At 64.0% G+C, this 20,349-nt stretch carries 18 protein-coding genes; 12 read left to right on the top strand and 6 right to left on the bottom strand.

What is annotated here, in order from left to right; all coding sequences use genetic code 11:
• The first annotated feature begins 46 nt into the window (after positions 1-46).
• Positions 47-1,267 carry an MFS transporter gene (locus FLO80_RS08515; protein ID WP_111365751.1) on the top strand — a complete coding sequence of 407 codons (1,221 nt, stop codon included), beginning with the start codon at positions 47-49 and terminating at the stop codon, positions 1,265-1,267.
• A 97-nt stretch (positions 1,268-1,364) separates the two neighbouring features.
• Positions 1,365-3,077, top strand: coding sequence for a methionine--tRNA ligase (gene metG / locus FLO80_RS08510; RefSeq protein ID WP_111365618.1), 1,713 nt, complete (start codon positions 1,365-1,367; stop codon positions 3,075-3,077).
• A gap of 21 nt (positions 3,078-3,098) precedes the next feature.
• On the opposite strand, the gene FLO80_RS08505 is transcribed toward metG, so the two are convergent.
• From FLO80_RS08505 to FLO80_RS08480, 6 genes are all read right to left on the bottom strand, one after another.
• Complete coding sequence (locus FLO80_RS08505) at positions 3,099-4,082, bottom strand: ABC transporter ATP-binding protein (RefSeq protein ID WP_111365616.1); 984 nt, start codon at positions 4,080-4,082, stop codon at positions 3,099-3,101.
• Positions 4,079-5,053: an ABC transporter ATP-binding protein gene (locus tag FLO80_RS08500; RefSeq protein ID WP_111365614.1), complete on the bottom strand. Its 975-nt coding sequence runs from the start codon at positions 5,051-5,053 to the stop codon at positions 4,079-4,081. Before FLO80_RS08500 ends, FLO80_RS08505 begins: the two co-directional genes overlap by 4 nt.
• Positions 5,053-5,922: an ABC transporter permease gene (locus tag FLO80_RS08495; protein WP_111365612.1), complete on the bottom strand. Its 870-nt coding sequence runs from the start codon at positions 5,920-5,922 to the stop codon at positions 5,053-5,055. The genes FLO80_RS08500 and FLO80_RS08495 overlap by 1 nt, the downstream gene beginning before the upstream one ends.
• Entirely contained in the window at positions 5,919-6,896 is a 978-nt protein-coding gene (locus FLO80_RS08490; RefSeq protein ID WP_111365610.1) for an ABC transporter permease, read from the bottom strand. The genes FLO80_RS08495 and FLO80_RS08490 overlap by 4 nt, the downstream gene beginning before the upstream one ends.
• Before the next feature lie 124 nt (positions 6,897-7,020).
• A complete protein-coding gene (locus FLO80_RS08485; RefSeq protein ID WP_111365608.1) occupies positions 7,021-8,577 on the bottom strand; it encodes an ABC transporter substrate-binding protein in 1,557 nt (518 codons plus the stop codon).
• A gap of 114 nt (positions 8,578-8,691) precedes the next feature.
• Positions 8,692-9,636, bottom strand: a complete 945-nt coding sequence (locus FLO80_RS08480) for a LysR family transcriptional regulator (RefSeq protein ID WP_111365606.1) — start codon at positions 9,634-9,636, stop codon at positions 8,692-8,694.
• Between the two features lie 148 nt (positions 9,637-9,784).
• Between FLO80_RS08480 and FLO80_RS08475 the strand changes: the two genes are divergently transcribed.
• The 10 genes from FLO80_RS08475 (at position 9,785) to FLO80_RS08430 (ending at position 20,296) form a co-directional block, all read left to right on the top strand.
• Positions 9,785-11,371 (top strand): amidohydrolase, encoded by a 1,587-nt coding sequence (locus tag FLO80_RS08475; protein ID WP_246156613.1) that lies wholly within the window; start codon positions 9,785-9,787, stop codon positions 11,369-11,371.
• A 25-nt stretch (positions 11,372-11,396) separates the two neighbouring features.
• On the top strand, positions 11,397-13,025 hold the full coding sequence (locus FLO80_RS08470) for an amidohydrolase (RefSeq protein WP_111365602.1): 1,629 nt from the start codon (positions 11,397-11,399) through the stop codon (positions 13,023-13,025).
• Positions 13,026-13,292: 267 nt separating this feature from the next.
• The gene (locus FLO80_RS08465) at positions 13,293-14,486 is read left to right on the top strand and encodes an MFS transporter (protein ID WP_111365600.1); all 1,194 of its coding nucleotides are present in this window, start codon (positions 13,293-13,295) and stop codon (positions 14,484-14,486) included.
• 167 nt (positions 14,487-14,653) lie between these two features.
• Positions 14,654-15,661 (top strand): ABC transporter substrate-binding protein, encoded by a 1,008-nt coding sequence (locus FLO80_RS08460; protein WP_111365598.1) that lies wholly within the window; start codon positions 14,654-14,656, stop codon positions 15,659-15,661.
• Complete coding sequence (locus FLO80_RS08455; protein WP_111365596.1) at positions 15,658-16,698, top strand: FecCD family ABC transporter permease; 1,041 nt, start codon at positions 15,658-15,660, stop codon at positions 16,696-16,698. Before FLO80_RS08460 ends, FLO80_RS08455 begins: the two co-directional genes overlap by 4 nt.
• Positions 16,695-17,459, top strand: coding sequence for an ABC transporter ATP-binding protein (locus tag FLO80_RS08450; protein WP_111365594.1), 765 nt, complete (start codon positions 16,695-16,697; stop codon positions 17,457-17,459). The genes FLO80_RS08455 and FLO80_RS08450 overlap by 4 nt, the downstream gene beginning before the upstream one ends.
• A 165-nt stretch (positions 17,460-17,624) precedes the next feature.
• Positions 17,625-18,098, top strand: coding sequence for a hypothetical protein (locus FLO80_RS08445; protein ID WP_111365592.1), 474 nt, complete (start codon positions 17,625-17,627; stop codon positions 18,096-18,098).
• An 84-nt stretch (positions 18,099-18,182) separates the two neighbouring features.
• Complete coding sequence (locus FLO80_RS08440; RefSeq protein WP_146611033.1) at positions 18,183-18,671, top strand: hypothetical protein; 489 nt, start codon at positions 18,183-18,185, stop codon at positions 18,669-18,671.
• Positions 18,672-18,714: 43 nt separating this feature from the next.
• Positions 18,715-19,194 carry a helix-turn-helix transcriptional regulator gene (locus tag FLO80_RS08435; RefSeq protein ID WP_111365590.1) on the top strand — a complete coding sequence of 160 codons (480 nt, stop codon included), beginning with the start codon at positions 18,715-18,717 and terminating at the stop codon, positions 19,192-19,194.
• 268 nt (positions 19,195-19,462) lie between these two features.
• A complete protein-coding gene (locus FLO80_RS08430; protein WP_246156612.1) occupies positions 19,463-20,296 on the top strand; it encodes a DUF4394 domain-containing protein in 834 nt (277 codons plus the stop codon).
• Positions 20,297-20,349: the final 53 nt, after the last annotated feature.

Here is a 20,349-nt window from a genome sequence, read left to right as displayed (position 1 = left end):
CGCGGGCCTGCTTGCCATTGGAGCCGGGGATGTCATGGTGCAGGATATGCGCCTGTTGATTTCCTTTGCCGCCCTCTTTCTCTCGGTTCTGCTGTTGCAGCTCTCGACCGGTGGTGTTGGTCCGCTCGATGCGCTGTCGGGGCTGGTGCTGGGCTTTTCCCGTGCCGAGATCGGCATGTTGGGCTCGGCCCATTTCCTTGGCTTTTTCATCGGCTGCTGGTGGGCGCCGCGTTTGATGGGGGCGGTCGGCCATTCGCGCGCCTTTGCCGCCTTCACGGCCAGCGGCGCGATTGGGCTTCTGGCGCATTACCTGTGGATCGACCCCTATGCCTGGGCGCTGTTTCGCGTGGCGTCGGGGTTTTGCGTGGCGGGTGCCTATACGGTGGTCGAGGCGTGGCTGCAGGCCAAGGTCACGAACGAGACACGGGGGCGCACCATGGGGATCTACCGGGTGGTCGACATGACCGGGTCGCTGGCGGCGCAAATGGTGATCTCGGTGCTGGAGCCGGCCTCTTACGTGTCCTACAACCTGCTGGCGCTGGTGTGTTGCGCGGCGCTCTTGCCGCTCACGCTCAGCCGAACCACGCAGCCGGAAACGCCCGGCGCGCCGCGGCTGCATCCGATGCTCGCGATCAGCCTTTCGCCGCTGGCGGTGGCGGGCGTGGTGGTGGCGGCGCTTTCATCGGCGTCGTTTCGCATGGTGGGGCCGGTTTACGGGCAGGAGGTGGGGCTGGCCACGTCGCAGATCGCGTGGTTTCTGGCGGCCTTCGTGCTGGGCGGGGCGCTGGCGCAATATCCCGTGGGATGGCTTGCCGACCGGTTCGACCGGCGCTGGGTTTTGATCGGCATGTCGCTGGCCGCGGTGGGCAGTTGCATTGCCACCGCGCTGATGACCGGGTTGTCGACCACGGGCATCATGCTCAATGCCGGGATTTTCGGGCTGACCACGTTTCCGATCTATTCGATCTCGGCCGCCCATGCCCATGATTTCGCCGAAAGTGACCAGCGGGTCGAGCTTTCGGCCGCGCTCATGTTCTGGTTCGCGGTGGGGGCCATCGCGGCGCCTTATCTCGCCTCGTTCCTGATGGAATGGTTCGGGCCGCCGGCACTTTTCGCGATGATCGCGGTGGGGCATATCGTGCTGGTGATCTTTGGTCTGACCCGGATGCGCGCCCGCGCTACCCCGAAGGATCGCACATCCTACGTCTGGGCGCCGCGCACCTCGTTCCTGATCGGGCGTCTGCTGGGCAAATCGCGCGAACGCTAACCCCGGGTGCCGGCGCGGATTTCGCCGCCCGCGTCGCGGCTGGAACTCGCCTGCGCGATGGTCTACAGGGGAGCCGAGCGCAGATACCGGAGCGACCATGGCACGCCACCTCATCACATCGGCCATTCCCTATATCAACGGGATCAAGCATCTTGGAAACCTCGTGGGGAGCCAGCTTCCCGCGGATCTCTTTGCCCGTTACCAGCGTGCGCGCGGGCATGAGGTTCTTTATCTTTGCGCCACCGATGAACACGGCACCCCGGCCGAGATCGCCGCCCAGAAGGCGGGCAAGCCGGTGGCCGAATATTGCGCCGAGATGCACGAGGTTCAGGCCGGGATCGCGCGTGGTTTTCGGCTCAGCTTTGACCATTTCGGGCGCTCGTCGAACCCGCAGAACCACAAGCTCACCCAGCATTTCGCGGGGCGCCTCTACGAGGCCGGGCTGATCGAGGAAGTGACCGAGAAACAGGTCTATTCCAATGCCGACAAGCGGTTTCTGCCCGACCGCTATATCGAGGGCACCTGCCCGAATTGCGGCTATGACAGGGCGCGCGGCGATCAGTGCGAGAATTGCACCAAGCAGCTCGACCCGACCGACCTGATCGACCCGCGCAGCGCGATTTCCGGCTCGACCGATCTTGAAGTACGCGAGACCACGCATCTTTTCCTCAAGCAATCGAAGATGCGCGACCGGTTGCGCGCGTGGATCGACACGAAGACCGACTGGCCGGTGCTGACCACCTCGATTGCGCGCAAATGGCTTGACGATGGTGACGGGCTGCAGGATCGGGGGATCACCCGCGATCTCGACTGGGGCATTCCGGTGAAACGCGGTGACGAGGACTGGCCCGGGATGGAGGGCAAGGTCTTCTATGTCTGGTTCGATGCGCCGATCGAATATATCGCCTGCGCGATGGAATGGGTCGATGCGGGCAAGGGCGAAAATTGGGAACGCTGGTGGCGCACCGACAAGGGCGCGGATGACGTGACCTATACCCAGTTCATGGGCAAGGACAACGTGCCGTTTCACACGCTTAGCTTTCCGGCCACGATCCTCGGGAGCGGCGAGCCGTGGAAGCTGGTCGATTACATCAAGAGTTTCAATTACCTCAACTATGACGGCGGCCAGTTCTCGACCAGCCAGGGGCGTGGCGTCTTCATGGACCAGGCGCTTGACATCCTGCCTGCCGATTACTGGCGCTGGTGGCTGTTGTCGCATGTGCCCGAGACCTCGGATTCCGAGTTTACCTGGGAGAGTTTCCAATCCGGTGTGAACAAGGATCTTGCCGACGTCCTGGGCAATTTCGTGAGTCGCGTCACCAAGTTCTGCCGCTCGAAATTCGGCGAAGAGGTACCGCCGGGCGGCACACAGGGGGCGCGAGAGGCGGCGTTGTTCGAGGATCTGAGCACCCGGATCAAGGCCTATGAGGCGCATATGGAAGGGATGGAGATCCGGCGCGCCGCCGCCGCGCTGCGCGCGATCTGGGTGGTGGGCAACGAGTATCTGCAAGAGGCCGCGCCCTGGGCCACCTTCAAGGAGGACGAGGCGCAGGCGGCGATGCAGATTCGCGTCGCGCTCAACCTCATCCGGCTTTACGGGGTGTTGTCGCAGCCGTTCATCCCCGATGCGACGGAGACGATCAGGGATGCCTTGCGTTGCGAGGACATGCAATGGCCCGATGATGTGACCGCTGCATTCGGAGAGCTGGAGCCGGGGCACGGGTTCACCGTGCCCGAGAACCTGTTTACCAAGATCACGGACGATCAGCGCGAAGAGTGGCAGGCACGGTTCGCGGGCAAACGCGGGTGATGCCCGGGTGCGGCGTCTGACTCAGGCGGCGATCGGGCCGGGGAAGTGGCAGGCGACGCGGGTCGGACCCTTGTCTTCGAGATCGGGCTGAACCTCGCGGCAGATGTCCTGCGCGCGCGGGCAGCGGTCGGCAAAGGCGCAGCCCGGCGGCGGGTTGATCGGCGAGGGCGGATCGCCCGAGATCTTGAGCGGCCGCACGTAGCCCTTTGACTTGCGCCGGGCAAGTGATGGTGCCGCGGACAGAAGCGCCTGTGTATAGGGGTGCTGCGCCGAATCGAAGAGCGCAGAGCGGCTGGCATGTTCGACGATCTTGCCAAGATACATCACCGCGACATCATCGCAGACATGGCGCACCACGCCGAGATCGTGGCTGATCAACAGATAGCTCAGTCCCAACTCGTCCTTGAGCCGGGCGAGGAGGTTGAGGATCTGGGCCTGGATCGCCACGTCGAGTGCCGAGACGGGTTCGTCGCAGACCAGGAGCTTGGGGTTGGTGGTGAGCGCGCGGGCGATGGAAATGCGCTGGCGCTGGCCGCCGGAGAACTGGTGCGGGAAGAGGTTGAGCTGATCCGGGCGCAGGCCCACGAGCTTGAACAGGTCGCGCACGCGGGCGTTGCGCTCTTCCATCGTGCCCATCTCCATCAGGTCCATCGGTTCGCGCACGATGTCGATCACGCGCGCCCGGGGATTGAGCGAGGAATACGGGTCCTGAAAGATCAGCTGGACGTTGCGCCGATGGGCGCGCATCTCTTCGTCCGGCAGCGCCAGAAGATCCTCGCCCTCGAACAGAACCTGGCCGCTGGCCGCTTCGGTCAGGCGGATCGCGGCCATGGCGGTGGTGGTCTTGCCCGAGCCGCTTTCGCCGACGATGCCGAGCGCACGGCCCTTTTCGAGCGTGAAGGACACGCTGCGCACGGCTTCGAGCAAGGGGCGCGGGCCGAACAGCCCCTTGCGCGGCATAGCAAAGCGCACGGTAAGATCGCGAACGTCGAGAAGTTTGGTCATATGCGGCCCTCCTCGACGGCGTGGCAGGCGGCCGGGTGGTGATCATGGTTTACGAGGAGCGGCTTTTCCTGACGGCAGCGATCATTCGCGTGCTCGCAGCGCTCGGCAAAGGCGCAGCCAGCGCCCAGCAGGTGCAGGGGCGGCACGACACCGGGGATTTCCTTGAGTGCGTGTTCCTCGCGACCAAGTGCCGGAATGCAGTCGATCAGCCCGCGGGCATAGGGATGTTGCGGGAAATCGAGCACATCGTCGGCGGTGGCCTCTTCGATGATGCGCCCCGCATACATCACCGCCACTCGGTCGGCCATTTCCGAGATCGCACCCATGTCATGGGTAATGAGGACGATCGCCGCGCCGAAATCGCGCTGGATCTCGTTCAGCAGGTCGAAGATCTGGGCCTGCACGGTCACGTCGAGCGCGGTTGTCGGCTCATCCGCGATCAGCACCTTGGGGCGGCACGAAACCGCCATGGCGATCATCACCCGCTGGCGCATCCCACCTGAAAGCTGATGCGGGTAATCGCGCGCCCGGTCGGCGGGCGAGGGGATGCCGACCCGGTCGAGCAGCGCCACCGCGTCCTTGAATGCCCGGTCGGCACTGACCTTCTGGTGCAGCATGATCGCTTCGGCGATCTGGTCGCCCACGGTGAAAACCGGGTTGAGCGAGGTCATCGGTTCCTGAAAGATCATGGCGATGTCGGCGCCGCGCATGGCGCGCATCCTGGCGGGGCTGGCACCCACGAGTTCTTCGCCCGCGAGCCGGATCGAGCCGCCCGCGATCCGGCCCGGGGGCATCGGAATGAGCCCCATCGTCGCCAGCGCGGTGATCGATTTGCCGCAGCCGGATTCGCCGACCACGCCAAGGGTTTCGCCCGCGTTGACATGGAGCGACACGCCGTCGAGCGCCGTGACCTGTCCGTAGCGCGTATTGAACGTGACCTTGAGGTCGGTGATGTCGAGAAGGGCTGTCATCACCGCTCCCTCAGTTTCGGGTTGAAGGCGTCGTTGAGCCCGTCGCCGATGAGGCTCACTGCGAAGACGGTGAAGAAGATGGCAAGGCCCGGAAAGGTCACGGGCCACCAGGCATCGAGAATGTAATCGCGGTTGGCGCCGATCATCAGCCCCCAGCTCATCACGTTGGGATCGCCAAGGCCGAGAAAGCTCAGTCCGGCCTCGAACAGGATCGCGATGCCGATGGTCAGGGTGGCCGATACGATCAGCGGCGGCATGGCATTGGGCAGGATCACCTTCCAGATGATCCGCTTGTTGCGTGCCCCGATGGCGCGGGCGGCGGTCACGTATTCCAGTTCCTTGATCCTGAGAAATTCAGCCCGGGTGAGGCGCGCGGTTTGCGGCCAGGAGACCACGCCAATGGCGATCGCGATGGTCCAGAGCGAGGGCGAGAACAGCGTGACCAGCACCATCGCGAAGAGGAGTGCGGGCAGAACCTGGAAAAACTCGGTGATGCGCATCAGAAGGTTGTCGACCCAGCCGCCATAGAATCCCGCCAGCGACCCCAGCGTGATGCCGATCACCATGGTGATCGCGGCAGCGGCGGCGCCCACGGCGAGGGTCGGGCCGCCGCCGGTGAGCATGCCCGCAAGGATGTCGCGCCCGAGGTAATCGGTGCCGAGCGGAAACTCGGGCGTGACACCCGGGCGCTCGTGCGGGGCCCAGACCACGTTATAGGGATCGCCGGCATAGAAGAACGTGCCATAAAGCGTTGCCAGCACGATGAAGGACAGGATCACCACGCCGACCAGCGCGGGCACGTTGCGCCGAAACATGCGCCATGCTTCGCGTGCGGGGGATTCGGCCTTGTAGTCGGGCGTGTCGGTCATGATTTGCCTCGCAGCCGGGGGTCGGCCCAGCGATAGGAAATGTCGGTGAGGATGTTGGCGACGACGACCATGGCCGAGGCAAAGAACAGCACGCCCATGATGGTCGGGTAATCGCGGCGCAGGATAGAATCAAAGGCGAGCCGCCCCATGCCGGGCCAGTTGAACACCGTCTCGACCAGCAGGGCGCCCGAGATGAGGTTGCCGAATTGCAGGCCCGCGACGGTCAGGATCGGCAGGGCCGCGTTGCGCAGCGCGTGCTTGAAGAGCACCGTCTTTTCCGCCGCCCCCTTGGCGCGGGCGGTGCGGATGTAATCCGACCCCAGCACTTCGAGCATCGAGGCGCGCGAAAGCCGCGCATATTGCGCAAGGTAGATGATGGCGAGGGTAAAGGCGGGCAGGATGAGGTGATGGGCGATGTCGAGCGTCTTGGTGAAGACGTCCGCGCCGCGCAGCCGGACCGATTGCATGCCTTCGACCGGGAAGATCGGAAAGACCGAGGCAAAGAGGATGATCAACATGATCCCGGTCCAGAACACCGGCACGGCATAGCCGATCGTGGCAAAGACCGAGACAAAGCCCGACATCACCCCGTTGGGTTTGCGCGCGGCGATGACGCCAAGGAAGACGCCGATCAGGATCGACAGGATCTGTGCCGTGATCACCAGAAGGATGGTCGGGCCGATACGCTGGGCAATCAGCGATGCCACCGGCTGATTGAAAAAGAAGCTTTCGCCCAGGTTGCCCTGCAACACGTTGCCGACATAGATGCCAAGCTGCACGACCAGCGGTTTGTTGAGGCCGTATTCCTCGCGAATGCTTTCGAGCATCTCCTCGGTGGCGCCGCCCATTTCACCGGCTATGACCATCGCGGGATCGCCGGGGGCAAGCCGGATCAGCAGGAAGTTGAGCACGACCACGCCGAGCATCAGAACAAGCCCATAGCCGACGCGGCGGAGAATATAGGAGGAGTTCATGCGGCGTTCTTTCAGAGGCGTGGATGCGTTGCGGAATGATACGCTGCCGGGCGTATCGCGGCGCGCCCGGGGAGCAGGGAGAAACCCCGCCGCGGTGTGAGACCCGCGGCGGGGTAGGCTTGGGTTACTCAGACCATTCGAGACGGTCCATCGGGTGCATGGTGCCCCAGATGCCCTTGGGCGGGTTCATCAGCCGATTGTCATAGGCGGTGTGATAGGGCGTGGCGTTCACGAAGTAGATCGGCACGTCCTGCGCGATGATCTGCTGGAACCGTGAGTAGAGTTCCTTGCGCTTGTCCGCGTCCTGTTCGATCGCCGCGGCGTTGAGGATCTCGTCGACCTCTTCGTTGCAATAGCTCTGGGTGTTGGACCAGATCACGCCCTGCCGGATGTTCGAGCACAGATAGGTGCGGTGCACGCCGATCACCGGGTCGCCCCAGTTGAACACGACGTCCATCGTGAGTTCGAAATCATGCCCGCCAACGCGGCCCGCCCATGTCGGGAAGTCCGGTGCTGCCCGCACGGTCAGGTCGATGCCGATCTTCTTGAGTTGCGACTTGAGGTATTCAGCGACCGATTGCTGCTGTTCCCGGGGGCCGGGGATGAAGTCGATGGTGAGTTCCATCCCGTCGGCGAAACCGGCCTCGGCCATGAGCGCGTTGGCCTTGTCGAGGTCGACATCATAGGCTTCGATCGTATCGTCGAAGAACGGCGAGCTTTCGATGATCGGCCCGCGCTGTTGCGTCGATACGCCACGATGCAGCGCGTTGGTGATGAAATCTCGGTCGGTCGCATAGGCGATGGCCTGGCGCACGCGCACGTCGCTGAGTTTTTCGCTCTTGGTGTTGAAAGCGAGCCAGTTGATCGGGCCGACGGCGGCATAACCTTCATCGGTGATCGTCAGGTGATCGGATTTTTCGAGCCGCTTGATTTCCTGGCTGCCGGCCATGAAGGGGTAGATGTCGGCTTCACCGTTTTCCATCGCGATCAGAAGTGCGGACGGGTCCTGGACGATGCGGATGATGATCTCATCAAGCTTGGGGCGCCCGTCGATGAAGAAATTCGGGTTCTTCTTGAGGATGATCGCCTCACCGGCGGTGAATTCGTCGAGCATGAAAGGGCCCGATCCGACCGGCGCGGCGTTGGCGGGGTGCGATTTCACGTCCTGCCCGTCGCCGAAGATGTGCTTGGGGATCACCGGGGCCAGCGCCGGGGACAGTGCCAGCAAGAGCGCCGGGTGTGGCTGGCTGAGCTTGATGACGGCGGTGTGCGCGTCAGGGGTTTCGATCGTCTCGACCGGGGCGAACATCGACTGGAAGGGGTGATTTTCCTTGGTCGTCATGATCGAGAAGGCCACGTCTTCGGATGTGACCGGCTCACCGTCATGAAAGGTGGCGTTCTGCACCAGGTTGAGCGTGACCGACAGGCCGTCGTCGCTGACCTCCCAGCTTTCGGCGAGATAGGGTTGCGGCTCCCAGTTTTCGTCATAGCGCAGCGGCGAGGCGAAGATCTGGGTCGAGGGGACGGCGGTCGCGATCCCCGATTGAACCGCTCCGTTGAGGTGGCGCGGCACCTGGGTCGAGCCGATGACGAGGGTGCCGCCCTCGGCAAAGGCAGGCACCGATCCGAGCGAACCGGCCGCGATGGCCGCTGCGCCCAAAAGTCGCGTAAGGTGTTTCATTGGAAATCTCCCGGTTGGTCTATTGCGTGTTTTTCTTGTCTTCATAACATTGTTAGTCATGACCTAAGGCACAGAAAACAGTGTTTTCTGGATAGAGAAAACGCAAAAAATGCATCATAGGGTGATGGATTTCTCGGTCTCGCCCAGAACCAGATGGTCGAACCCGCCATTCGCGCCGAGATCCGTCACGATCTTGAGCACGGCCTGCACCATGGCCGACCGCAGCGACCCCGATGTGCAGGACACGCCGAATTCGGGCGAGGGGACATTCCCGCGAAGCGGACGGACGATATAGCCGTTCTGACCCGAGCGGTCGTTCGGGCCGCAGATGTTGAGCAGGGAATAGCCGAAATCGGCGGCCACGAGCCCGCGCAGCACCGACGAGGATTTGGTGCGGTGCACGACATTGGGGCGCAGCCCGTGAGACGAGAAAATCTCGCGGAAATACCGCTCGGTCGTGGGCAGATCAAGCAGGATCATCGGCAGGTCCGCCAGATCGTCGAGCGCCACCGTCTCCTCACACGCCAGCGGCGAATTCTGTGGCAGAAGCGCCCACGGGCGGGCGTGAAAAAGCGGCGTGAAAGGCATTTTCTCGGGGGTGTTGCGGCGATAGGTGAGGGCCAGATCGACCGATCCGGCATGCAAGAGGTCGCTGATCGTCTGCATGTCGCCCTCTTTCAGGTCGATCCGGATCGAGGGGTATGCCTGTGCCACGTGACGCAGGACCGGCGGCAGGACATGCGGCGCGCTGGGCGCGTAGCACGCGAGGCTGAGCGTGCCCGAAGGCGCGCCCGACAGCGACATCAGTTCGGATTCGAAGACCCGTGCCTGTTCGAGAAACCCGGTGACAAGCCCGCCAACCCGGTGCCCGGTGTCGGTGGGGACGAGGCCCTTGGCCGGAATCCGGCGGAAAAGCTCGGTTCCGACACGTTGTTCCACCGAGTCGATGGCGGCGGTGATCGAGCTTTGCGAGATGTTCATCTCGATCGCGGCACGGGCGATCGAACCGGTGCGCAGGACGGCATCGAAATAGCGCAACTGTTTGAGTGTGAAGTGCATCGGGTCACCATTGCATCATTCAATCGGGTTTATCCAGACAGTAAAACCATTTTCCCGAAGGGCAAGCCGGGGCGTAACCTTTCGCCACGAGGGAAGGACAGCAGCCATGACCAGGACTATCGTCTTCAGAGCGCGAAGGATCATAACGATGGACCCCAACCGCCCCGAAGCGAGCCATGTGGCGGTACGCGAGGGGCGTATCCTGGCCGTGGGCGGCGCCGATTGTGCCGATCAATGGGGCGAGGTGGTGCATGATGACAGCCTGGCCCATGCCGTTCTCATGCCCGGGTTCGTCGAAGGCCACAGCCACATGGCCGAAACCGTGTTCTGGGATTACGCCTATGCCGGGTTCCATGACCGGATCGACCCGGACGGGCGGTTGTGGCGGGGCAAGACCGATATCGAGACGGTGATCGCCGATCTGTGCGCGCATGTCGAAACCCTGCCTGACGATGCGCCGCTGATTGCCTGGGGGTTCGATCCGATTTTCCTGACGGGTGAGCGGCTCAACCGCGACCATCTCGACCGGGTGAGCGGGGACCGCCCGGTGGTGGTGTTGTTCTCGTCGGGGCACCTGATGTGCGTGAACTCGAAGGCGCTCGAGGCGGTCGGGTATGACCGCGAGAGCAACATCGAAGGGGTGATGCGCCGCGCCGATGGCGAACCTTCGGGCGAGTTGCAGGAAATGGCGGCGATGTTCCCGGTGATGCGGCGAATGGGGATGGACACGCGGACCCTGTCGCATGCGCCTGATTATGTCGATGCGTTCGGGCGGATCTGTGTGCGGGCGGGGGTCACGACGGCGACCGACCTGTTCGCGATGCTGACGGACGAGACCGCACAAAGCCTGATCGCGACCACGGCGGCGCCGGACTATCCGGTGCGGGTGGTGCCTGCGGTCTCGACGATTCACACATCGGCCGAAGAGGTCCAGGCACAGGTTGGTTCGCTGGCGGCGCAGAACCATGACAAGCTGCGCTTCGGGGCAGTGAAGCTGATGACCGATGGTTCGATCCAGGGCTATAGCGCGCGGGTGAAATGGCCAGGTTATATCGGCGGGGAGCCTAACGGCATCTGGAACATGGCGCCCGACGAGATTTTCCGCACCTGCGAGATGATGCAAGAGGGGGGCATCCAGATGCATATCCACACCAATGGCGACGAGGCCAGCGAGGTGGTGCTGGACGCGCTGGAGGCGGCGGCACGCAAACACCCGTGGCCGGGTGCGCGCCACGTGCTGCAACATGCGCAGATGATGGGGTCGGCGCTCTTTGCGCGGGCGGCGGAACTGGGCGTGTGTGTCAATCTTTTCGCCAATCATATCTGGTATTTCGGCGATCAACATGCGGCGCTGACCATTGGCGAGGATCGCGCGGCGCGGATGGATGGATGCCGGTCGGCACTCGATGCCGGGGTGCACCTGGCGATCCATTCGGACGCGCCGGTGACGCCAATGGGGCCGCTCTTCACCGCGTGGAGCGCGGTCAACCGGGTCACGACCTCGGGGCGGGTGCTGGGCGCGGCGCAGCGGATCAGCGTGGACGAGGCGCTTTTTGCCATCACGATGGGGGCCGCCTATACCCTCAGGATGGATGGGGAGGTGGGCAGTATCGAGGCCGGAAAACGTGCGGATTTCGCGGTTCTGGGAGACGATCCGACAGCGGTTGATCCGATGGCGCTGAGGGATGTGCCGGTTTTGGGCACGGTCACGGGCGGGCATCTCAACCTGTTGTGAAAATGGATAAAAGAGAGAGGCGAAGATGTCAGAGATAAAAGTCTACAAGGCGAAAAAGATCATCACCATGGACCCGAACCGGCCAGAGGCCAGCCATGTCGCGGTGCAAGACGGGCATATCCTCGCAGTGGGGGGCGCGGATTGTGCTGATCGATGGGGCGAGGTCAGCCATGATGACAGGTTTGCCCATGCGGTGCTGATGCCCGGGATGGTGGAAGGGCATGCGCACATGATGTCGGGGGCGATGTGGAACTTCGCCTATGCGGGGTTTCACGACCGGATGGACCCGAACGGCAAATGGTGGAAGGGCAAGCCAGACGTGGCCGCGGTGGTGCGCGATTTGAGTGAGTATGAAAAGGGTCTGGGCGACGGCGAGCCGCTGATCGGTTGGGGACTCGACCCGATCTTTTTCGAGGGCGAGCGGCTGTCGCGGCACCATCTCGACCAGATCACCACCGAGCGACCGGTGGCGATCATGTTCTCGAATTTCCACCTGATGTGCGTGAACTCCAAAGCGCTGGAACTCGCCGGGTATGACGCTTCGACCAATGCGGAAGGCGTGCTCAAGGGGGCCGATGGTGCGCCCACGGGCGAGTTGCAGGAAATGGCCGCGATGTTCCCGGTGATGCGTAGATTGGGCATGGATTTCAGGGGGTTGAGCCAAAAGCCCGAGGCGATCCGATCCTATGGCGAGGTCTGCAAGCGGGCCGGTGTGACCACGGTGACGGATCTTTACTCGCAGATGGAGGAGGACGATCTGGGCAGCCTTTTGTCGGTGACGTCGGGGGCGGATTTTCCGGTGCGGCTGGTGCCGGTTCTGGGTGTGGCGGGGACGGACCCTGACGAATCGGCGCGGCGGGCGCTGGCGCTCAAGGCGAAATCCACCGACAAGCTGCGTTTGGGAGCGGTGAAGGTGATGACCGATGGCTCGATCCAGGGCTGGACGGCGCGGGTCAAGTGGCCCGGTTATGTCGGCGGGCAGCCCAACGGGATCTGGAACATGGCGCCCGATGAAATCCGCCGCATGGTCGAGGTGATGCAGGCGGCGGGTGTGCAGATGCATCTTCACACCAATGGCGACGAAGCCAGCGAGGTGACGATCGACGCGATCGCCGCCGCGGCGCGCAAGCACCCCTGGCCGGGGGCGCGGCACGTGCTTCAGCATTGCCAGATGATGGGCCGCGACCAGTTTGAACGCTGCGTCGAGTTGGGCATTTGCACCAATATTTTCTCCAATCATATCTGGTACTTCGGGGATCAGCATGCCGCGCTGACGCTGGGCGAGACGCGCGCGCAGCGGATGAACGCGGCGCGCTTGGCGCTGGATACCGGGGTGCATGTGGCGATCCATTCGGATGCGCCGGTGACGCCTTTGGGGCCGTTGTTTACCGCGTGGTGTGCGGTCAACCGGCAGACGATGTCGGGGCGGGTGCTGGGTGAGGCGCAGCGGATCAGCGTGGGCGAGGCGCTTTACGCGGTCACCATGGGGGCGGCTTATACGCTCAAGATGGATGCCGAAGTGGGCAGCATCGAGGCCGGGAAACGCGCTGATTTCGCGGTGTTGGGCGACGATCCAACCGCCGTGGCCCCCGAGGCGTTGAAGGATGTGCCGGTGCTGGGCACGGTCGCGGGCGGGGTGCCGCACCCGGTCTGAGCCGGGGTGGGTTGACGAAGGATGACCGCACCGTTCCGCCGGGTTAACACGATTTTTCGGCGAAAAATCGGGGGGTGACATCCGGCTGACATCCGGCTGCTGCCCGGCTGCCGGGTGAAACGGGCCGGGGAGGGGGAGCCGAAGGTTAACGGGGTGTTCGGCGGGTGGGGACGGCGTAGCCCATTTTTGGGGTTCGTCGTCTTGCGCACCCCCAATTTGGTTCGCGAATGGCGGGTCGCGGTGTAGATTGCGTCAGGGGGGGCCTGAATGGACCGTCAGACGCTCAGCATGATCTTTCTTTTCGTCGCCACGCTCTCGGGGATGTCCTTGTGGTTCATGGCGGCGGCCATCATCCCCGACATGGCGGCCGAGGCAAAGCTCGCGGAGACCGAACTCGCGTGGCTGTCCAGCATGGTCCCGGCGGGGTTCGGCATCGGCGCGCTTGGTTTCGCGCTTCTGGGCCTGCCGGATCGTATCGACCCGCGATACCTTTTCGCCTGCTGCGCTTTCGCTGTTGCGCTGCTGAACCTTCTGCTGCTGGCCGTGCCGATCGGCGGACCTGCCGCAATCGCGCTGCGCTTTACCTCCGGGGTCATGATGGCGGGGACATGGCCGGTCTCGATGAAGATCGCCGTCGGATGGACCGTTCACCGGCGCGGCGCGCTCATGGGCAGCCTGGTGGCCGCGCTGGTGGCGGGGCAGGCGGTGCCGTATCTTCTGGCCTGGTTCGGGGGCGCCGATTGGCGGCTGGCCATCATGCTCGGTTCGGCGATCACTGCCTGTTGCGGCGTCGTGATCCTTCTGTGCAGGCTTGGCCCGCATCACGCCCGGGCCACCGCGTTCCGGACCCGCGCCATAGCGCTGGTCTGGACCGACAGGCGAATCCGTGCCGCGGTTCTCGGATATCTTGGCCACATGTGGGAGTTCATCGCGTTCTGGGCCTGGGTCGGGGTGTTCGCCTCGGTGTCCTACTCTGCCAGCCTTGCCCCCGATGCGGCCGTTAGCCTTGGCAAGCTGTCCGCATTCCTGTGTATCCTCGCGGCTGCCCCGGTCTGTGTCCTGTCGGGATTCGTCGCCGACCGTGTGGGCAAGGAGCGCGTGGCCGCCACGGCCCTCGCGATCAGCGGATCGGCCTGCGTATTGACGGCACTGACCTTTGGCGGGCCGGTCTGGCTCACCTTCGCCCTGTTGATCGTCTGGGGTGCGGCGGTGATACCGGATTCGCCGCAATTCTCGGCGCTTGTCGCAGATTTCGCGCCGCCCGATCTGGCCGGGAGCCTGCTGACGTTCCAGGCGTCGCTCGGGTTCCTGATGACGACACTCACAACCCAACTGGCGCCCCGGATCGCCGAAGCCCACGGCTGGCCGGTCGTTATGGGGGTCCTGGCCCTGGGTCCGGTCTTCGGGCTTGTCTTCATGCGGCCCGTCTTTGTCCGTCGCGGTCGGGTCATCGGAGACTGACGTCGCGGGCCGATCCGTCATGAAATCGCGGTCAGGAGTTTGGGCTATCTGCGTGAAATGGGTGATGAGCGGTCTTGTCGCCTGTACCTGACAAAAACGCTCTTGATCTTGTTTTCGGATGCCGATAGCCGATTCCCGACTGAAATACTCAAAATAGGACTCCATCCATGCCGACGAAGTTGATCCTTGCGCTTGGAAGCGCCGCCCTGGCGTTTTCCGGCGCGGTGCTGCACGCGGAAACGGACTATCCTTTGACGATCGAGAACTGCGGTCAGACCGTCACCTTCGAACAGGCCCCACGGAACGCCGTGGCGCTGGGCCAGAACAGCGCCGAGATCATGCTGCTTCTGGGGCTGGAAGAGCAGATGGCCGCGACGGCGTTCTGGCCCAACGAGGTCTTGCCCGAACTGGCCGAGGCCAACGATCAGGTCGAGGTGCTTACGGTTGAATTTCCCACGCTGGAGTCGGTGCTTGCAAAGCAGCCCGATTTCGTGGCCGCGATGCTGACGACGCTTCTTGGCCCCGACAGCAAGGTCGCCAAGCGCGCGGATTTCGAGGCGCTTGGCATTCCCACCTATCTTTCGCCCAGTGCATGTTCGACCACGCTGAACGCGGGCGACGCCTATGGCTCGCGCGACGATCTGTGGACCATGGACCTGCTCTACAAGGAGATCGACGACCTGTCGCGAATCTTTGACGTGGCCGAGCGCGGACAGGTTCTGATCGACGATTTCAAGGCGCGCGAGGCGGCGCTGCGCAAGCGGTTTGCCAAGGACGAGGACCTGACCTTCCTGTTCTGGTTCTCGAGCCCGTCGCCCGCCGATGATGCCTATCTTGGCGGTGGCAACGGCCCTTCGGGATATATCGCGGACATTCTGGGCGGCTCGAACGCGATCAAGACCGAGGCGGATTGGCCGGCCCTCGGATGGGAGGGCATCATGGCCGCCGATCCGACGGTTTTCGTGGCGTCGCAGGTCGACCGCAATCGCTGGGATCTGGATACCGCCGAGAACAAGATCGAGTTTCTGACCTCGGACCCGACGGTCAGCCAGATGGAGGCGGTTCAAAAGGGCCGCATCGTGGTGATGAGCGGCGCCGCCATGAACCCGAGCATCCGCACGCTTTACGGCGCCGAGCAGGTGGCCGAACAACTTGAAGCGCTCGATCTGCCGTGACACCCTTGGATGACACCGAGGGCGGGGCCTTTCGTCTCGCCCTCATTCTCGGGCTGTCGCTGTTTCTTCTCGCCTTCGCCGTCGCCGCAGCGACGGCGATTGGCGATTACAACATCGGGTTGGGCACGGTTTTCCTGTCGATCACCAATGAGCTGGGCCTGAGCGGGGCCGAAATCGCGCCGATCGAGCAAAGCGTGGTCTGGAACCTGCGCCTGAGCCGCGCATTGGTGGCCGCGCTTGCGGGGGCGGGGCTGGCGATTTGCGGGGCGATCCTGCAGGCGCTGTTGCGCAACGCGCTGGCCGAACCGTTCGTGCTGGGCGTATCGGCGGGGGCCTCTACCGGGGCGGTCTGCGTCATCGTGCTCGGGATCGGCGCGGGCGGTCTGTCGCTGTCGCTGGGGGCCTTTGCCGGAGCCTTTGCCGCCTTTGCGCTGGTGGCGCTTCTGTCGAACGGGGCGACGAGCGGACCCAACCACACGATCCTCGCCGGTGTGGCGGCGTCGCAATTGTTCAACGCGCTGACGTCCTACATCGTCACGACCTCGGGCAATGCCCAGCAGGCGCGGGACGTCATGTTCTGGCTGCTGGGCAGTTTCGGCGGCGTGCGCTGGCCGGACTTTCAACTGTTGTTGCTGGTCGTGATCGTCAGCCTGGCGATCTGCATCCTCATGGGCCGCGCGCTGGACGCCTTTACCTTCGGTGACGAGGATGCCGCGTCGCTCGGCGTGCCCGTCGCCCGTATCCGGCTGGTGCTGTTCGGTGTGACCGCGCTGTTGACCGCGACCATCGTCAGCATGGTCGGGGCCATCGGTTTTGTCGGGCTGGTGGTGCCGCATGCGGCGCGATACGTGGTCGGGCCCCTGCACCTTCGGTTGTTGCCGGCCTGCGCTGTCATCGGGGCGGTGTTCATGGTGGTTGCCGATATCGTCTCGCGCGTGATCGCCGCGCAGCAGACGGTGCCGATCGGGGTCGTCACGGCGCTGGTGGGCGTGCCGTTCTTCGCCATCATCCTCTACCGTGCGAGGCCACAGTCATGAGCGTCATCGCGGAAAACCTGCACTGGGGCGTCAAGCGCAAGACCATCGTGTCGGGCGTGTCCCTGACGGTTGCGCCGGGCGAAACGCTGGGCCTGATCGGCCCCAACGGGTCGGGAAAGTCGTCGCTTCTGAGGTTGCTGGCGGGGCTCAGGACGCCTGTTTCCGGGCGGGTCGAGATCAACGGCCAGGACATCGCCCGGGTGGGGCGCAAAGCCCTGTCGCGGCAAATTGCGTTTGTCCAGCAAAGCGCCGCAACCGACACCAACGTGACGGTGCGCGATGTCGTGCGGCTGGGCCGGACACCGCATCGTTCGGCCCTTGCGGGGTGGTCGGCGGCGGATGAGGCCGCGGTGGCGAATGCCCTCGACCTGGTGGACATGGTCGAGCGCAGGAGCCAGCCCTGGCAGACGCTGTCAGGTGGCGAGCGCCAGCGCGTTCACATCGCGCGCGCACTGGCGCAGACGCCGAACGTCATGTTCCTCGACGAGCCGACCAACCATCTCGACATTCATCACCAGATCGAGATCCTGCGGATTGTCCGCGATCTTGATCTGACCAGCATCGTGGCGCTGCACGATCTCAATCTTGCCGCCATGTTCTGTGATCGCATCGTGGTGCTGGAGGCGGGGGCGGTCCGGGCCTGTGGCACGCCGGATGCGGTGCTGACGCGAGACCTGTGCCGCGAGGTGTTTCGCGTCGCGGCGGATGTGAGCGGGGCGCCCGATACGGGCCGGCCGCATATCCGCTTCAGGGCGGAATGAACCGGGCGCGGTGCTTGTCGCCTGAATCGGTCGTATGACTTTGGTTTATTTCGGGTGAAACTGGACCTTGATCCACTGTGATCCTGCGGGTTCGGGGTTCAGGTCTGCCTCATCACGGCTGCGGGCCGTGTCGAATGCGAACCTGAAACAAAGAGGACCCCAACCATGAAACTTGACAGCTTTTCGAAGTTCATCCTGCCGCTTGCCGCCACGACCGCTCTCGCTACTGCGATGCCGGTTGTTGCGGAGTCCGGTACCTTCAACCGGGCAAGTATGAATGCCGGGGTGCAGGGAGAGGCCAGCGCGGATGCAGAGGCCAACGGCGGCATCGAGACGGCGATTGACGCCGCTGGCAACGCGACCGCCAATGCCGCTGCCGTCGTTGCGGCGGCGAGCGAGGCGCGAAGCGATGTCGGTGCGGTGGTCGATGCGTCTGGCGATGCGTCTGGCGACGCGTCCGGCGAAGCATCCGGTGAAGCGGCCGGCGATGCGTCCGGTGAAGCGTCCGACGCGACAGGTTCCGCGGCAGGCGACGTCTCGGGCCGTGCCGGTGTGTCGGGTGGCGTGTCGGTTGGTCTCGGTGGTGTCGGGGTCGGCATCGGCGGTGCAGCCGAAAGTGCCGTCGGTATTGGCTTCTGATCGGCCGAGCAAACCAAGGGGCGCGGGTATTGACGGCCCGCGCCCTGTTTCCTAAGCCTTTTGGGCCGATCAACTGGTGACGCCGTGAAACGTCTTTTCGCCATAACCCTTGCCATGATGCTGACCGGAGTCCTGCCGGTTGCGGCCCAGACCGGCGTCGCCGAGCCGGTGGTCGACCAGATCGAGGCGCAGGGCTATTCGGTGACGGAGATCGAACGGACATGGCTGGGCCGGATTCTCATTACCGCACGTAACGATACCCACCTGCGCGAGGTCGTGCTGAACCGGGTTACCGGGCAGGTTGTGAGCGACCGGGCATTCCCGCTGGGCGAGAAGAGCGCGCCCGATGTGCCGGTCGAAGAGGGCCTCGGGAGGTCCGGCAACGCTGCCGACAATGCCGCGGGGGGCGTCACTGGCGCAGTCGGTGACGCGGCGGGCGGCGCCATGGGCGGTGGCCTGGGCGGAGGTATCGGTGGTGGCGTGGGTGGAGGCGTCGGCGGTGGTGTGGGCGGTGGTGTGGGCGAAGGCGTCGGTGGAGGCGTGGGTGGTGGCATCGGCGGCGGCAACGAATGATGCTTCGGGCCGTTGAATCCTTGCGCGGTGTCCGCGTGGTGCCATGCTGAGGCATCCCTGGCTGCTCTGGGCCCTGGTGCTTGTCCAGGTCGGCTGCGGTGCCTATTTCCTGTGGGAAATTCTGGCCGCCGTTGCGGGCCTGCCGACGATTCCACTGCGCTGGCAGACGCGAGAGCTGGTCGATATCGGGGCGAGCCTCGGGCTGGTGCTGGGCGCGGTGCTGGGGACGGTGCTGGCCGTTACCGCGAGCCGCGACATCCGGCGCGCGGAATCTGCGCGACGCCTGACCGCGGGCGAATTCACCGCGGTTGTCGACGACTATTTCCGCAAACTCGGCCTGACCCCGGCGGAGACCGAAGTGGCGTGGTTCCTGCTCAAGGGAATGTCCCTGACCGAGATTGCCGGCCTGCGTAACACGCGCGAGGGCACCGTGAAGGCACAATGCACGGCGATCTATCGCAAGGCGGATGTCAGCAACAAGTCGCAGTTCTTCTCGCTGCTGGTCGAGGACATTCTCTTGTGACGAGCGTTCGGCAAGGTTCAAGGTCACGTCCGCTTTGGGGGGCGTCCGGACCTTCCTTGCAAGCTTCAGTCTCATCAGGTCACGGGCTCGAATGTCGGTTTCGGCGTGGGCCGACGCGTCACGGCGCATGACGCGAGAAAAATCGCACTTTATTGGATGAGCGGCGAAACTATTGCGTGTTTCCTTTCGTGGTTGAGATCAGAGCGCGTTTTAGACAGCGCGTGTTGCGGCAACATCGAAAGGTAGGACAATGAAAACTCAAGCTCTTGTGACGTCTCTTATCGCTCTCGCTTCAGGCCCGGCATTTGCTGGCGGGCATGCGGCGATTTCTGGCTATGCCTTGGCGGACGGTGGCACCACGCTGGTCGTCATGGGCGACTTGAACGCGCCCGACGATGTCATGACCCACAGCCTGACGGCTTCGCTGCAGGCGATTGCATGGCGTCCGGTCACCGGTGAACTTCTCGGCTTTTCCGACGGCATGATCGCAACGATCGACCCGATGTCGGGCGAGATGACCGATCTGGGTGCCGTCTTCATGGACGATGCCATGATCGGCGACGGCAAGATGGTCGCGTTCGACTTCAACAACAAGATCGACGCGGTGCGTGCCGTGACATCGGCAGGCGACAACCTCGTCTACTTCCCCGAGGGCTTTGGCGACAATGACGAGCGCGCCGGTTCGGTGCGCCGGTTCACCAGCCTGGCCTATGGCGACGGCGATGCGATGGCCGGCACGACGCCGATGGTCTTTGCCAACGCCTATACCAACGCGATCAACGACATGACGGCGGGTGAAACGTTCCAGTACGCGCTTGACGCTGGCACCGATGCGTTGGTCAGCCTTGCCAACAATGCGGGAACGCTGGAGACCATCGGCAAGATCACCGTCGATGGCATGGCTGTCGATCTGGCCCCGATGGGCGGTTTCGATATCGTCTCGCCAAGCGAGGGGGAGAACATGGCCTTCGCCATTCTGCAGATGGAGGGCGAAGAGACGGCCGGGCTCTACACGATCGACCTCGAGACCGGCGCCGCGACGATGAAAGCCGATCTTGGCATGGGTGGCATTACCGGCTTCGCGGCATCGCTCGGAATGTGAAACGCGCCGGTTGGGTAACGAGTTTTCGTGTGCAGGTGAAGGTGGCCCGGACT

Origin of the sequence: Aquicoccus porphyridii (assembly GCF_008369105.1) — a bacterium.
Lineage (GTDB): Bacteria > Pseudomonadota > Alphaproteobacteria > Rhodobacterales > Rhodobacteraceae > Aquicoccus > Aquicoccus porphyridii.
This window is presented reverse-complemented; position numbering and strand designations above follow the sequence as displayed.

Coding starts and splice junctions, on each gene's coding strand:
- FLO80_RS08515 (WP_111365751.1), top strand. CDS start 47: ATGCGCCTGTTGATTTCCTTTGCCGCCCTCTTTCTCTCGGTTCTGCTG.
- metG (WP_111365618.1), top strand. CDS start 1,365: ATGGCACGCCACCTCATCACATCGGCCATTCCCTATATCAACGGGATC.
- FLO80_RS08505 (WP_111365616.1), bottom strand. CDS start 4,082: ATGACCAAACTTCTCGACGTTCGCGATCTTACCGTGCGCTTTGCTATG.
- FLO80_RS08500 (WP_111365614.1), bottom strand. CDS start 5,053: ATGACAGCCCTTCTCGACATCACCGACCTCAAGGTCACGTTCAATACG.
- FLO80_RS08495 (WP_111365612.1), bottom strand. CDS start 5,922: ATGACCGACACGCCCGACTACAAGGCCGAATCCCCCGCACGCGAAGCA.
- FLO80_RS08490 (WP_111365610.1), bottom strand. CDS start 6,896: ATGAACTCCTCCTATATTCTCCGCCGCGTCGGCTATGGGCTTGTTCTG.
- FLO80_RS08485 (WP_111365608.1), bottom strand. CDS start 8,577: ATGAAACACCTTACGCGACTTTTGGGCGCAGCGGCCATCGCGGCCGGT.
- FLO80_RS08480 (WP_111365606.1), bottom strand. CDS start 9,636: ATGCACTTCACACTCAAACAGTTGCGCTATTTCGATGCCGTCCTGCGC.
- FLO80_RS08475 (WP_246156613.1), top strand. CDS start 9,785: ATGGACCCCAACCGCCCCGAAGCGAGCCATGTGGCGGTACGCGAGGGG.
- FLO80_RS08470 (WP_111365602.1), top strand. CDS start 11,397: ATGTCAGAGATAAAAGTCTACAAGGCGAAAAAGATCATCACCATGGAC.
- FLO80_RS08465 (WP_111365600.1), top strand. CDS start 13,293: ATGGACCGTCAGACGCTCAGCATGATCTTTCTTTTCGTCGCCACGCTC.
- FLO80_RS08460 (WP_111365598.1), top strand. CDS start 14,654: ATGCCGACGAAGTTGATCCTTGCGCTTGGAAGCGCCGCCCTGGCGTTT.
- FLO80_RS08450 (WP_111365594.1), top strand. CDS start 16,695: ATGAGCGTCATCGCGGAAAACCTGCACTGGGGCGTCAAGCGCAAGACC.
- FLO80_RS08445 (WP_111365592.1), top strand. CDS start 17,625: ATGAAACTTGACAGCTTTTCGAAGTTCATCCTGCCGCTTGCCGCCACG.
- FLO80_RS08435 (WP_111365590.1), top strand. CDS start 18,715: ATGCTGAGGCATCCCTGGCTGCTCTGGGCCCTGGTGCTTGTCCAGGTC.